Here is a 14108-nt window from a genome sequence, read left to right as displayed (position 1 = left end):
ACTCTTTGTTCAGGGGGCGTTGATATTGTTAACATTTGAGTTAGGTGTTTATTTGTGACTATTTTTTTGGTAAAATAGCAGTCGATCGCAAAATATTGACTTTATGACTAAGTTTCCCCACGATCAGTTTGCCAAAGAATACCTTCAAGAATTATTATCACCCCTCGGACAAGTAGAAACAAGCAAAGATGTCACCGCTGAAGTCAGAGAAATAGATGTCTGGTTTCAACCAACTTCTTTTGAGACGGAATACGTCCAAAGTTTAGGTTTATTAGGTAAAATGGCTGCCACTGTAGCGGTGATTGAACCGTTCCGCAATCCTGTAAATGTCGAAGAAATATTCAGTTGTGTGGTAAAACTATTAAATAGTAGGGCCAAACTGGGGCGATCGGCTAATCGAGAAGACCAGCGTTTACAAGAAAGACAATTGCCAACGTTGTGGATTTTAACTCCCACTGCTTCGGAACTTTTACTGGACAGTTTTGGTTTTCGGGTTCCCGAAGAGTCAGAGGGCTGGGGGAAAGGAGTTTATTTTTTAACTGAGGTTTGGAGGGTGGGACTAATCGCCATTCACCAGCTACCGAAAAGCCCAGAGACTATGTGGTTGCGAATGTTGGGCCGCGGACGGGTACAGCAGCAGGCGATCGCCGAATTAAGTGCATTGCCTATGGATAATCCACTCCGAGCTAACGCGCTACAATTATTGTACATCTTGCAAGCAAATTTGCAAGCGAATACACCAACTATTCCCGCAGGGGATGAAGAAGATCAGGAGTTAGTTATGGCGATCGCACCTCTTTTTCAACAACATTTAGAAGCGGCACAACAAAAAGGAAGAGAAGAAGGAAGAGAAGAAGGCCGGGAAGAAGGACAGCGGATGATTTTGGAGAGTTTCTTGCAAGTCAGATTTGGGGAGTTAGACCCGCGAACTCTCGCATTAATTCTGCCGGTATCTGCTTTACCTGTTGCTGAATTTACGTTGCTGTTAGTTCAATTGTCTACTCTGTCTGCGGGAGAAAATGAACACCAACAAGTCCAAAATTTGTTGGCGGAAACTGTCTTGAAAAAAATGTTGAATCAAGGAGAACAGTCATCAGAAGTTTTGGCTAGTATTATCCCTAATTTTCTGGCTTTGTCTCCGGAAAATTTATCATCTTTATTGGCAGAATTACCTCAGTTGTCTCTCGAAGAACTGACAGCTAGATTGGCACAATCATTGACTTAGAAACAAAATAAACTGACGGGCAATCGCCTGTCAATATTGGGGCGGTTTCTCACAGACACCGCCCCTGAATTTTGGAGATGTCAATAACTACGGTCATGCGCTACTGTGGTTAAGAATAGACTGTGGTCATTAGTCCTTGTTGTATGAAGCTGCGATCGTTCTTTTCTTTCCTCATTGCTGGCGTTTTGGCACTCTTAGCCTTGGGTGCAGGTGGTTTTTACTGGCTGTCAACCAAAACTCCCCTGAATTTGCTCACGGGCGGGCCGACAACGACTCCGGCTGCGGCTGTGTTTGTCTCGAAACAAGCACCTTGGTTAGTTTCAATGCTGGTAAATCCCGATCGCCTCGAAGCATTGCGGCAAATCTTTGCTTCTCCCGAAGAAAGAAGCCGATCGCACGCTGAATTCGAGCAAATCAAAAAAAGTCTCCTCGCCAATACAGATCTCGATTACAGTCGCGATATCCAACCTTGGATAGGTGACGAAATTACCCTCGCCGCCACAAATCCCGATTTCGACGATCGCGATCGCAGCAAAGGCCAACAAACCGGGTTTCTGCTGGCGGTTTCCTCCCAAAATGCCGATCGCAGCCAAAAATTTCTCACCTCCTACTGGCAAAAAGCATCTCGCCAGGAGAAAACAGTGCAGTCGGAACTATATAAAGGTGTCAAAATATATTATAAAGAATCACCAATACCAAACAAAAAAACCGATATAATTTCGAGTTTCAACCCGCTAAATCTGCCGAATTCAAGTTTGCCAGCCAGCTTCGCGACGGCGGCAATCGGCGGCAGTTCTGATTCAGTAAATAACAGTTTTGTTTTATTTGCCAACAGTCCAAACGTGCTGCGAGATGCCATTAATAACGTTGAATCAACCAACCTCAATCTTGAAAATAACCCCGAATATCAAAAAGCTGTCCAGCAGCTAACTCAAGGCAGAATAGGTTTAGGATTTGTAAATTTCCCGCAGCCTGCAAGCAAGCAAAATCCCCAAGTTTCCCCCAATTCTGTCGCAGTTGCTGTCGGAGTCAACCGACGCGGATTGCTGGCTCAAACTGCTTTAGTGACATCGCGAGAACAAACAGCTTCTCCCACACTCTCGGAACCAGTCAAAGCCTTGCAATATATTCCATCAGCTAGTCCTTTCGCCGTCGCCAGCACCGATTTAAAGAATCTTTGGGGTGATTTGTCATCGTCGGTGTCCGCTAACCCAGAAGTGTCAAAATTAGTCGATCGCGCGCTCGCAGATATTCAGCAACTCTGGGGCGTCAATTTGCCCCAGGACATATTTAACTGGGTACAAGCAGAATACGCTTTAGCAGTGGTTCCGAGTTCGTCAAACACTCCCGACTGGATTTTTGCGGCCGAGAAATCTGCTGATACTCAAAAGGCGATCGACAAACTCGATGAAATTGCCCGCAGCAAAGAATACAGCATCGGCAGCTTCACTCTCAGAAATCAGAAAATTACCGCTTGGACGCAGTTGACAACGAGCCAGAGTTACGATATGAAAAATAATAGAAAAAGCGCGATCGAAACCGAGGCGAAAGGAGTTCGAGCCACAATCGGGAAATACGAAATTTTCACTACATCAGTAGAAGCAATGGACGCAGCGCTTACAGCAGCCGAAACAGGCTCTTTGGTGGCAAATCAAGACTTTCAAATTAGCATCGAACCGCTACCGCCAGCTAACGACGGCTATTTTTATTTAGACTGGCCCTCCAGCAGAGCAATTTGGGAAAAACAAATCCCGCTGTTGAGGTTAATTGAACTTTCTGCAAGACCACTTTTTGACCACTTGCGATCGTTAACCGTTACGAGTACGGGAGAAATAACAGGAATTCGCAAAGCCACAATATTTATGCGGCTGAATTAGTCATCAACCCAATTCCGTGTACCCGCAATCTGTAAAGGTTCGTAGTGAGGACTTTAGTCCTTCCTCTGAAAATTTAGAGGAAGGACTAAAGTCCTTACTACAAACCTAGGACTACTTACTGAGGGTTGACAGGCTTTTTCGGTGTCCCAAAATAAGCTTGAAATACCTCTTTCGCGATCGGCGCTGCCGCGATCGAACCAAAACCGCCATTTTCTACAACCACGGCGATCGCAATTTCCGGCTTGTCAGCAGGCCCATAGGCTACATATAGCGAGTGATCCTTCTGTCCGATCACCTCCGAAGTCCCTGTTTTGCCCGCCGTCAGTGGAATTGAACCGTCATTGAGTCCTTGTCCCGTACCGTCGGTAACTACTGCCACGAGTCCTTCTTTAATCACCTTAACTGTCGCAGGTTTAATCCCCGTAGGTACTGGTTTTGTCTCAGGCTTGCCAGTCTCAGAAGTCAAAAGATGCGGCTTGACGCGATTACCACCATTGGCGATCGAACTCACCATCACCGCCGCCTCCAAAGGAGTCACCAACACGAACCCCTGACCGATCGACATCGTTACCGTATCGCCAGCATACCAAGGTTCTTTATAGATTTGTTCCTTCTCCGCTGGAGTCGGCATTTGACCGTGATCGCCGCCGCCTAGGCCCAAAAGCTTCAAATCCGTATCCTTGCCAATTCCCAAGCGGTGTCCCCACTTAGCAATTTCCTCCGGGCCCGTACTAATCCCGACTTGATAAAAAAACGTATTGCTACTGAAAGCCAAGGCATCCCGAAAGCCGATGTTGCCGTAACCCCCGCTGTGTTCGTTAAAATCAATTCCCCCCACAGTAATGTAAGACGAGGTACCGACAATTGAGTCTGCCGAAAACTTGCCCGACTCCATGCCGGCGACGGAAGTCACAATTTTAAAAGTGCTCCCGGGGGGATAGCCCTGCATCGCCCGATTCAAAAATGGATTTTCCAAGTCTTGAAGAGTCGCCCAGTCATCCTTAGTGATTTTTCGCGTAAACAGATTGGGGTCAAAAGTCGGGTGGCTGGCCAAAACTAATACGCCACCGGTTTTCACATCCAGGGCCACTACTGCTCCCCGGCGGTTCCCGAGGGCTGTTTCGGCTGCTTTTTGCATCGACAAATCTATAGTTAGCTGCACCGCCTCGCCCGGTTTGGGCGGTGTCTCTCCCATCAGCCGCAATTCTTGGTTTTGTGCGTTTACCTCGATCAGCCGATCGCCCCAAACTCCCGCAATCTGCTTGTTAGAACTCGCTTCAACCCCCATCTGACCGACAATCATCCCCATCGGATATTCCGGGTGAGCTTTCAAGTCTTCTGCGGTAGCTTCGCCAATATACCCGAGAACGTGAGCTGCCACACTGCCTTCGGGATAGTAGCGACTCGCTTCTGGCCGCACTTCCACTCCCCGCATTTGTCCCACCTGTTCTGCTAGCGGCACAAACACCTCCGGCGGCATCGCTTGCTTGAGCCGCACCGGTCTGTAGGATAGAGGATCGACCTGTTTTATTTTTTGTAAAATTTCTTTTGCCGGGATTTTCAGGAGCTGGCTCAATTTGTCTGCTGTGACTTTCCACTGTTCCGGCGTTTGTTCTTTGGGCCACACATAGACCGATCGAGCTAAATTGTTTGCCGCTAACAGCTTGCCTTTGCGATCGACAATGTGTCCGCGATTCGCCGGCATCGGCACTAAGCGAACGCGATTGTTTTCGGCTCGTTCTCGATTTTGCTTTCCTTGTACCAGTTGCAATTCCACCAGCCGACTAGCGTGGAGGCTCAGCAAACCTGTTGCCACCAGCATTAACACGATCGCCCGGTGTATTGGACGCGAATGTTTCTTAGGACTTTCCCCTAGGGTTTTGTCATTCGAGCGAAATCCAGAGAGCGCAGAAATTTCTCGTTGCATCATTCTATAGGTAGATGTCAAATCCTAGATTTTAGATACCTGATTCTCAACTGTGAAGTATACACTATCAGGTCGGGGGCGAGCCAATAGCTGCGAGCAACAGTTACTGGCAACTACCGTTCGGCGAAGCGGAGCGGTTGATAATTTGCGGTTAATTAATCAGTCATGACTTACAAATGGTGACTAATCGCCCAAACACCAAGAAATAGCTAGCAACACCAACGTTAGGCTCAGCCAATTGGGGAGGTGGAGCCAGCCCGACAAACCCATAGGCAACCATAGCAAAACCTGGGCGGATAGGGAAGCGATCGCCAACAGACAGGCGAGCAGTATCAAATTAACCATCTTGACACAGTACAATTGCGGATAGGAGCCGATCGCGTGTGGCAGAACTCACAGTGGCACGAGCCAGGGCGATCGCGCAGGTATTGTCCTGATAGAAATAAGGAACAGAAGCCTGAAGGTTTTGAACTTCATCAAAAGAAATTATTCTTCCTCCAAAAATCTGATTTTTGGGGCTGCGATGGGAAATTCTGAGTTGTGATTTTAAGTTGTGACAGAGGAGTATTGCCATGTTTTTTAATCCGCGAGCCCATTTCAAAAACGGTGCGATCTTGGCTGCGATCGGTGCGATCGCCACCCTACCAGTTTTAGCAGAAACAGCCAATTTCGGCACTTTAACTTTATCGCGAGGTTTTGGGTACCCAACAGCAGTTTTGAGAGGTTCCACAGGCGGATCGTACTCTCTATCTGCCATTACCAACACCGATCGCCACAAAAACAAATGTTTGGGTTTTGCCACCCCAACACCCGACCACATCATACTTTTACAGCAAAACTTTTCAAAACTCACAATCCAAATTAACAGCGGCGGCACCGACACAACTTTACTCGTACAAGGCCCCGGTAACACCGTGCGCTGCGGAGACGATGCAGGTCAGAATAAAGATGCTGGCATTGTTGATTCAGATTGGCAAGCAGGCTCTTACAAGATTTGGGTAGGCACCGTCGAACCAGGAGTCAAGTCTAACTATACGATCTCAGTACAAGATTGAGTGTAACCCCACCCCATGGCGGATGGGCATTCGTAGTTAGTTCCAAAGCGGAACTCTGACAGGAGCACTCAAAACCCCTCTACTTACTCCTTCCAGGTTAAACCCGAAAATTGTAGCTACTTTGATAGAGTCGAGGGAATAATTACTCATCCCCGCGTCTTATAAAAAAAGTTCGGCAAGCGAAAAACTCATCGGCTTTAGCCATGAGATGTAAGCGGCACGGGCGGTTTAAACCGCCGTGAATCTTTCTTGATTCTTAATATTTAAAAGGCGACTGCTATATTAAGATATGAACAAGGAGGTGAGTGAGATTGCTAACAAACTATATTTACAAATTGCGCCCCAATCAAACGCAAGTCTTAAAAATGTCGGCTTGGGTAAATATGCTTAGAAGTCATTACAACTGGTGTCTAAATGACAGAATTACCCAATACAGCCAACAGTTTATCCAAGGCGACTACTGCGATATTAGAACTTATGGCGAAGTTTCACCGTTAACCTGTTTCGTCAGCAAAAGTGGCGCAACCGGAAATCCCTGGAAAGAGGATAAGTTTGATCGAGAAGGTAAGGCTAGAAATCCCCGTATAAGTGCGGCGGACATTCAAATTACAGCATTGCCAGAATTGAAAATTGCTAGACCTTGGTATGCTCAAATAGATTCAACAGTTCTACAACAGAATGTTAAACGCTTAGACACTGCTTATAAGAATTTCTTTGAAGGCAGAGGATTTCCCAGGTTCAAAAACCATAGCAACTTTACGTCTTTTACTTATGTGATGGGCGTAAAACTAAAGGGCAATAAAATCTATCTCCCTAAACTGGGCTGGATGCGATTTCATAACTCTCGTTCAATCCCAGATGGATTTACCATCAAGGCTTGCACGGTTAGAAAACGTCAAAATGGTTGGTATATTTCCATCAGAATAGAGGATAAAGCTGTACCTGAATACAGCGCTAAACTGCTTAGTGATCATCCCAAAGTAATAGGGTGCGATTTAGGAATAACTAAGCTGGTTCACCTTTCTGATGGACATCAAATCGAGAATCCCAAGTTTGCAACCAACAAAAAAGCTAAGTGGACTCTGAAAATTAGACAAAGGCGAGTTAGCCGTAAGGTCAAAGGTAGCAAAAACCGCAAAAAAGCGGCTATCAGAGTTGGGCGATTTCATCAAAAGATTGGTAATAAACGCCAAGCGCATCAATGGAAAGTTGCTGACAAGATTGTGTCTCGCAACGTCGATGTAATTGCCCTAGAAGATTTAAACATCTCTGGGATGATGCGCCGATCTAAGGTGAAAAATGACAATGGGAGATTCCTGAAGAATGGACAATCTAGAAAGAAGGGTTTGAATCGTTCTATCTCTGATGCAGGTTGGGGTGAATTGATCTTGAAGATTGAGTATCTTGCTGTGAAGCAAGGAAAAATCGCAATTAAAATCAATCCTAAACACTAAGGCCAAGAATGCAGAAATTGCGGTCATATCGACAAATCGAATAGAGATGGAGAAAAGTTCATCTGTGTCGAATGTGGCTATCACGAACACGCCGATATTGGCGCTGCAAAAACCATTAGAGATAGAGCTTTGACAATAGTACGTGGGCCAGGACGCGAAACTTGGTGCTAGTCATCTAAACGCCCAAAAGGTATCACCGCGCTCAAAGAGCAAACGCGGTGAGTTTGGGAACCTGAGCAATCAGGATATTAAGGTTGCAAAATCTTAACAATCTCAGTCGCTTTAGCGCTGAGAGTGTCAAATCCCCAAGGCGTTCGGCTACGAAAGGCGCGTTGCTGTTTCTGGGCCTCTCGATTATGGGGTACTACGACGTTTTTTGATAGAACGCAGCGGCGCTGCGGCATGGGGACGATCGAATATCCTCAAATTATCCCCCAATCTCCCCCAATCTCCCCCTGGCCAACTCCCGCAATCTCCCACTCCCCCCCAGCGACAGATCCGCCGCTAACCTCCCCATCGAGTAAAATGTAAGATCGAAAGTGCCGTGTTTAACCAAAATTGGTAACTCCGAAAGTGCTAAAGACTCTTAGAGCTGACTTCAATATAATTTTCGATCGCGACCCTGCCGCTCGCAACTGGCTGGAAGTGTTGTTTTGTTACCCAGGCCTTCAGGCCCTAGTGCTGCACCGCCTCGCACACTGGCTTTACGTGCTGGGAATTCCCTTCATCCCCCGCTTGATTTCCCACATAGCCCGCTTTTTGACCGGAATAGAAATTCACCCGGGGGCGACGATCGGCAAAAGCGTCTTCATCGACCACGGTATGGGGGTTGTAATCGGTGAAACAGCGATAATCGGCGATTTTGCCCTAATTTACCAAGGCGTCACCCTCGGCGGCACAGGCAAAGAAAGCGGCAAACGTCACCCTACCGTCGGCGAAAATGTAGTTGTCGGTGCCGGCGCCAAGGTACTAGGCAATCTGCTAATTGGCAACAACGTTCGCATCGGTGCAGGTTCCGTCGTCCTCCGCGACGTACCCTCTGACTGCACCGTAGTAGGGATTCCCGGCAGGATCGTTTATCGATCGGGAGTGCGCGTCAATCCCTTGGAACACGGCAGTTTGCCGGATTCGGAAGCTGTGGTAATTCGCTCTTTGCTCGATCGCATCGAGTCCCTCGAACAGCAAGTAAAAAGTTTGATTCCTCAAGCATCTGCCACTTTAACTTCTGTTCCCAATTCCCCTTCAGCATTCCCAACTTTAAATCAAACCAGCAATGTAGCTGTAGCTGAAAAAACCCAAGTTGCTACTACCGCTTGTCAGTTAACAGATAAAGCAATTCAAGAATTTTTCGACGGCAGCGGCATCTGATGCCATTTTCGATTTTCGATTTTCGATTTTCGATTTTCGATTTTCGATTTTCCATTCAAGAATGGAGAAAGACTGACTGCATAATATTTGGAAGAGCATACAGTTGCATTCTTTTGGGAAATTGGGATGAGTTGAAAATTAAAAATTAAAAATGCCACTTTGTGTTTTTAATTTTTAATTTTTTACGGATTGACCGATCGCACAAACCAATTTCCCTCGCCGTCGCGCCCATAGAGCGATCGATTCTGCGGTTCCCCCCGCAACTCCAACAAATCCACCGTTTCCGGTTCCAACAACAACAAGCAAAAATTAGGCAGCGGAGCGATCGCATCCGGGGCAGCACACTCAAAAGCACTAACATCCGCTTTTTCTGCCCCTGGACGAGGCCAAGCAAACTGCACCCGCGCCCCCTCAGAAAGCTCCTGCCAAGCTGTGCGGCGCCCCGTGCACAACTCTGAATCCAAACAATCTGCCCCCACCAAAACTAACTTTCCAGCAATCCGAAATTGTTCGCGAGTTTTAGGGAAATACCAGCAAATCTCCCCCCAAGGATAGAGGTTAATTTCCTCTACCTTTTGACTGCGAATATCTGTAATAAACTTTAACTGATTGGTGTCTGCCAAAAAGCCTCGAAACACCACAGTGCGGTTAGCGGGACGCCCGTCAGCCCGAACCGTTGCTAGTTGCAAGTAGCGGGCATAAGCAAGACTGCGGTTCCGGTGAAGGGCTCGCGCTAAAGGCGATCGCCAAAGTGCTAAAGACATAATTAATAACCTATCATATTGGTAATGGGTAATGGGTAATGGGTAATGGGTAATCAGTAATTGGGAATTGGGAATTAGTAATCGGTAATCGGTAATCGGTAATCGGTAATCGGTAATCGGTAATCGGTAATCGGTAATCGGTAAGACGGCGGTTGAAACCGCGTCTACACAAACGAAGTCCGCCGGACGCCGACGGTCGACAATAAGGTAATTTTATTTAACCACTCCATCTTCAACCTGCACCAGGCGCGTGAGTGTTTGTGTAGACGCGGTTGAAACCGCCCGGTCTTCTAATGACCAATGACCAATGACCAATGACCAATGACCAATGACCAATGACAAATGACTCTTTTCTACTATTAGTAATTTTATGTCAAATGCACTCTCAAAAATCAACAACATTGAAACTCCCCACAGCGGCTACCACTGGGACAGCAGTTCCCGGCGCTTTTTTGAAGGCTGGTACTACCGAATAACATTACCAATTCACGAACAATCCTTTGCCTTCATGTATTCCATCGAAGACCCCAGAGGCGGTCAACCTTACAGCGGCGGTGCAGCTCAAATTCTCGGCCCCAAAGATAGCTATTTGTGCCGCACATTCCCCGATGTCAACAAGTTTTGGGCGCACAGAGAAAGCTTGGGTTTCGGACATTGGGGAAAAACAGATTTACAAATCAAACCACAATATTTAGAACCGCAAGTATTCGACAGCCGCGTCGAAGAAGGCTATCAAGCTACTGCCACTTTGAATCAAGGTTATTTGCACGATCCGGGAAGTCGCAATCACTGTTTTTGGCAGTACGAAATAAAGCCTGTTTACGGTTGGGGAAACTCTGACGAACTCCAGAAATCCACAGCGGGAATGCTATCTTTTCTGCCCGTATTTGAGCCTGGATGGCAAATTTTAATGGCTCACGGCTTAGCCACAGGCTGGATAGATTGGAACGGCGAGCGCTACGAATTTAAAGATGCTCCCGCTTACAGCGAAAAAAACTGGGGCGGTGCTTTTCCCCAAAAGTGGTTTTGGATTAATTGCAATTGTTTTCAAGGCGAAAGCGATTTAGCTTTAACTGCTGGCGGCGGCAAGCGGGGCGTGCTGTGGTGGATGGAATCGGTGGCAATGATTGGCATCCATTACCGAGGCAAATTCTACGAATTTGTACCTTGGAATTCCCAAGTTAGTTGGAATATTGAACCTTGGGGAAGCTGGACAATGCGGGCAAGAAACAGTCAGTTTGAAGTAGAGTTAATTGGGACTGCAAGCTCTCCGGGTACTTACGTGCGAACTCCTACAGCCCAGGGGATGGCTTTTTGTTGTCGGGATACGACTCACGGCGAATTGCGCTTGCAACTGCGGGAATTGTTGGGGGGAAATGTTGAAAAAAATGGCAAGCAGCGTTCTAAAATTATCCTAGAGGCTCAGAGCTCTTTGTCTGGTTTGGAAGTTGGCGGCGGGCCTTGGGATGAAGTTTGGCGATCGAATTAAGTCATTAGTCATCAGTCATCAGTCATATTATGTCCGCTAAATTACCAGTAATAAAAACGGTTTGTAGTGAGGACTTTAGTCCGCATAATTCAGAGGAATCGCATTCCGAACGATCGAACCAATTTTGTTACTGTTCCCTCGGAGATGATATCAGTTAACATTAGCAGAACAGCCATGATAAATTTACTCGGTTTGCAATTAGGAAAATTCTACCGCAGCCAGCGGTTACAAAAAACTCTGAAGGTGATTGTGGGGCTATTTTTTTGTTTCGGCACAATCTTGATGCCGACGACAGTTGCGAGTGCTGGCGATTTGTCTCGCCAACCAATCACGGAAATTACTGTTAGCTTGGGTAACGAAGCCGGGGAACTAAAATTTTTTCCAAATCAGCTAGAATTTGAGTCTGGAAAACGCTACAAATTAGTGCTAAAAAATCCCAGTTCGCAGAAACATTATTTCACTTCAAAAAACTTTGCTGATGCAAGTTGGACTCAAAAAGTTGAAGCTGGTAATGTGGAAATTAAAGGAGGCGTTCACGAACTGGAACTGAAGCCCGGGGCTGTGGCAGAATGGGTGTTCGTGCCGGTGAAATCGGGAACCTACAACCTGCGGTGTACGGTAGCCGGACATACAGAGGCGGGGATGATTGGCAAAATTGCGATCGCCTCTTAAGGCCTGTTAATAATACATTAAGAGTTTGACTAATTCTTGTCTCATACGAAAACAAGTCTGACGCTCAAAATGTACAAACATGGGACTGGGATTGGCCTGTAAAAATACCTACTCACCCGTTGGCTTGACACGCTAAGCAATCTTTTTGAGGCTGAGATTGCTTTCATCTCGCGGCTCATAAAAAAGAGAGAGATTTTGGTTAAAATGCGTGCAGGATTGTCAATAGCGGTTAAGTAGACTCTAGGGGAGCCATTGTCAGCCCAGCACGGCTCAATTGCATATGATAAAGTTCTGCTTGTTCTTGCGGGCCTACCCAGACGGTGGCTTGGCCTTCGTGGTGAATTTGGTTGGCGAGTTTCCAAGCTTGATCGCTCGTCATCCCTGGAATGTATTTGGTCAGACATTCCACAACGTGCTGAAATGTATTGAAATCGTCGTTGAGAACTATTACCCGGTAATTTGGATAAGGCTTTCGGGTAACTTGACTCGATCGAACGGGTGCTATGGTTGGTGAAGAGGTCATCGCGCGAACAGCCACTGATACTACAAAATTTGTCAAAGAGTTACCTCTGGCACTATAACACAATTTCACAAGTTTTCCACCCCTACTCGCCAGCGCGATCGGCTTGGGCGATTTAAGATTTGAGATTTTAGGACTCCCGAGCAAGAAACGGGGTTTCTAGGAGATTGAGGGTTTTTACCCAGGATTTTGGTTAAAAAACCCGGTTTCTGGCTGCTCGTGAGATGCACCGCGCCCGTTAAACTACCGTTAACTGTCGATCGAATCCACCTCCGAACTGTCGCCCCTAACGTATGCTTGCAGCAGCAGTTGCTTTCAATCTTGAATCAGCGGGTAGCGGGGGTTGGCTCCGGTGAACCGTCAAAAGCGCGCTCGTCATCTCCTCAACCCCAGCAAAAAACAAATCATCGCCTCCAGAATCGCAGCGGTGGAATATCTACCTAACGCTTCATAACAGCAATTACAAGATGCAGAATTTCTGTAAAAAAATTAGGGTTTTAGCTGAACTACACCAAGGTAAAGGAATGTTGAAAGCTGTTTTTTTCGGCTAATACAGCAGATTCTTGAAGCCCCGATTATCTAGTTATTGCAGGGTGGCTTAGGGCAAAAATTTTACTGTTAATAAACTCCAGCCTGGTAACAAGTCAAACGACCAATAGCCAAGCATCTGTAGGGAAACGGTATTGCTTGATCCGGCCTGCGAGTTCGGCGAATTAAAAATTATTTGTATAGGAATGACAACTTTAGCAAGACTTTTTTAAATTGGTATTACTTATACCAATAACGGAGCGAACCTTGTTTCCCTTTCGTCTTGGAATACCAACTTTGTTTAAAACATTATCATGAAGAAGGACTGAAGTCCTCACTACGAACCTATTAAGTTTGTAGTGAGGACTTCAGTCCTCAGAATCCTATACTACTAAGCCGCTGCCAAATTGGCTGCTGCGAAATCCCAGTTAGCCAAATTATCCAAGAAATTAGTAATGTAGTCGGGACGGCGATTTTGGAAATCCAAATAATAAGCGTGTTCCCACACATCCAAAGTCAACAACGGAGTTTGGCCGTGTGCTACTGGAGTGTCAGCGTTCGCAGTTTTGGTAACTTTCAAAGTGCCGTTGTCCAAAACCAGCCAAGCCCAACCGCTGCCGAACTGAGTTGTCGCCGCAGCCTTGAATTCTTCTTTGAATTTGTCAAAGCTGCCGAAGTCGGCGTTGATTTTTTCAGCTAAAGCTCCTGTCGGAGTGCCGCCGCCGCCCTGTTTGAGCGAATTCCAAAAGAAATTGTGGTTCCAAACTTGACCTGCATTGTTGAAAATGCCGGCTTTGGATGGATCTTTAGCAGATTCCATGACAATTTCTTCGAGAGATTTGCTGGCTAGTTCGGTGCCTTCAATCAATTTGTTGAGGTTGGTCACGTAAGCAGCGTGGTGCTTGTCGTGGTGGAACGAAAACGTGTTTGCCGACATATGACCTGACTCTAAGGCGTCAGCGGCGAAGGGTAATGGTGCGAGTGTAAATGCCATTGTGTTCAATCCTCTCTTGGTGGCTTTTTTAGGTTGACTTTCCGGCTTTTGTTTGATTTGAGCCTAGAGTCGCTAGCTTGAGTTTATCAAGCTGTCGTAAATAATTCTTTACAATTTTTATATTTTATCTCAGTTGCAGCTTTTTAGGATTTTGGATTCTGGTTTTCACCAAATTTACTAATCGCAGGTTTCACATAGCACAAACCATTGCAAAAAGTCAACCCACCTACGCGAT

Annotated in this window: 14 protein-coding genes; 8 read left to right on the top strand and 6 right to left on the bottom strand. The window is 46.4% G+C overall.

Going from position 1 to position 14108, the window contains the following annotated elements; all coding sequences use genetic code 11:
• The first annotated feature begins 103 nt into the window (after window positions 1-103).
• Complete coding sequence (locus tag QZW47_RS20420; RefSeq protein WP_293130476.1) at window positions 104-1225, top strand: flagellar assembly protein H; 1122 nt, start codon at window positions 104-106, stop codon at window positions 1223-1225.
• A gap of 122 nt (window positions 1226-1347) precedes the next feature.
• The gene (locus QZW47_RS20415; RefSeq protein ID WP_293130474.1) at window positions 1348-3102 is read left to right on the top strand and encodes a DUF3352 domain-containing protein; all 1755 of its coding nucleotides are present in this window, start codon (window positions 1348-1350) and stop codon (window positions 3100-3102) included.
• Between the two features lie 115 nt (window positions 3103-3217).
• Here QZW47_RS20415 and mrdA read toward each other — a convergent pair whose 3' ends face one another.
• The 3 genes from mrdA to QZW47_RS20400 form a co-directional block, all read right to left on the bottom strand.
• Entirely contained in the window at window positions 3218-5032 is a 1815-nt protein-coding gene (mrdA, locus tag QZW47_RS20410; protein ID WP_293130646.1) for a penicillin-binding protein 2, read from the bottom strand.
• Window positions 5033-5212: 180 nt separating this feature from the next.
• Entirely contained in the window at window positions 5213-5374 is a 162-nt protein-coding gene (locus tag QZW47_RS20405; protein ID WP_293130472.1) for a hypothetical protein, read from the bottom strand.
• Window positions 5367-5603 (bottom strand): hypothetical protein, encoded by a 237-nt coding sequence (locus QZW47_RS20400; RefSeq protein ID WP_293130470.1) that lies wholly within the window; start codon window positions 5601-5603, stop codon window positions 5367-5369. Before QZW47_RS20400 ends, QZW47_RS20405 begins: the two co-directional genes overlap by 8 nt.
• Between QZW47_RS20400 and QZW47_RS20395 the strand changes: the two genes are divergently transcribed.
• The 4 genes from QZW47_RS20395 to cysE all read left to right on the top strand — a co-directional run bounded on the left by QZW47_RS20395 (window position 5602) and on the right by cysE (window position 8906).
• Window positions 5602-6084, top strand: coding sequence for a hypothetical protein (locus QZW47_RS20395; RefSeq protein ID WP_293130468.1), 483 nt, complete (start codon window positions 5602-5604; stop codon window positions 6082-6084). The two genes, QZW47_RS20400 and QZW47_RS20395, sit on opposite strands and share 2 nt — an antisense overlap.
• 365 nt (window positions 6085-6449) lie before the next feature.
• The gene (locus QZW47_RS20390; RefSeq protein ID WP_293130466.1) at window positions 6450-7538 is read left to right on the top strand and encodes a transposase; all 1089 of its coding nucleotides are present in this window, start codon (window positions 6450-6452) and stop codon (window positions 7536-7538) included.
• Between the two features lie 27 nt (window positions 7539-7565).
• A complete protein-coding gene (locus QZW47_RS30195; protein ID WP_366930909.1) occupies window positions 7566-7709 on the top strand; it encodes a hypothetical protein in 144 nt (47 codons plus the stop codon).
• A gap of 402 nt (window positions 7710-8111) precedes the next feature.
• Window positions 8112-8906 carry a serine O-acetyltransferase gene (cysE, locus tag QZW47_RS20385; RefSeq protein WP_293130464.1) on the top strand — a complete coding sequence of 265 codons (795 nt, stop codon included), beginning with the start codon at window positions 8112-8114 and terminating at the stop codon, window positions 8904-8906.
• 182 nt (window positions 8907-9088) lie between these two features.
• Here cysE and QZW47_RS20380 read toward each other — a convergent pair whose 3' ends face one another.
• Complete coding sequence (locus QZW47_RS20380; RefSeq protein ID WP_293130462.1) at window positions 9089-9670, bottom strand: Npun_F5749 family FMN-dependent PPOX-type flavoprotein; 582 nt, start codon at window positions 9668-9670, stop codon at window positions 9089-9091.
• 370 nt (window positions 9671-10040) lie between these two features.
• On the opposite strand from QZW47_RS20380, the gene QZW47_RS20375 reads away from it, so the two are divergent.
• Together QZW47_RS20375 and QZW47_RS20370 are read left to right on the top strand one after the other, a co-directional pair.
• Window positions 10041-11159, top strand: coding sequence for a tocopherol cyclase family protein (locus QZW47_RS20375; RefSeq protein WP_293130460.1), 1119 nt, complete (start codon window positions 10041-10043; stop codon window positions 11157-11159).
• 174 nt (window positions 11160-11333) lie between these two features.
• On the top strand, window positions 11334-11831 hold the full coding sequence (locus QZW47_RS20370) for a cupredoxin domain-containing protein (RefSeq protein ID WP_293130458.1): 498 nt from the start codon (window positions 11334-11336) through the stop codon (window positions 11829-11831).
• A 229-nt stretch (window positions 11832-12060) separates the two neighbouring features.
• On the opposite strand, the gene clpS is transcribed toward QZW47_RS20370, so the two are convergent.
• The gene (gene clpS / locus QZW47_RS20365; protein ID WP_006633998.1) at window positions 12061-12354 is read right to left on the bottom strand and encodes an ATP-dependent Clp protease adapter ClpS; all 294 of its coding nucleotides are present in this window, start codon (window positions 12352-12354) and stop codon (window positions 12061-12063) included.
• A gap of 916 nt (window positions 12355-13270) precedes the next feature.
• Window positions 13271-13873, bottom strand: a complete 603-nt coding sequence (locus QZW47_RS20360) for a superoxide dismutase (protein ID WP_293130456.1) — start codon at window positions 13871-13873, stop codon at window positions 13271-13273.
• Between the last annotated feature and the right edge of the window lie 235 nt (window positions 13874-14108).

This window comes from Microcoleus sp. bin38.metabat.b11b12b14.051 (assembly GCF_013299165.1).
Classification (GTDB): Bacteria; Cyanobacteriota; Cyanobacteriia; order Cyanobacteriales; family Microcoleaceae; genus Microcoleus.
The sequence above is the reverse complement of the archived record's forward strand: the minus strand, read 5'-3'. Positions and strand labels throughout refer to the sequence as shown.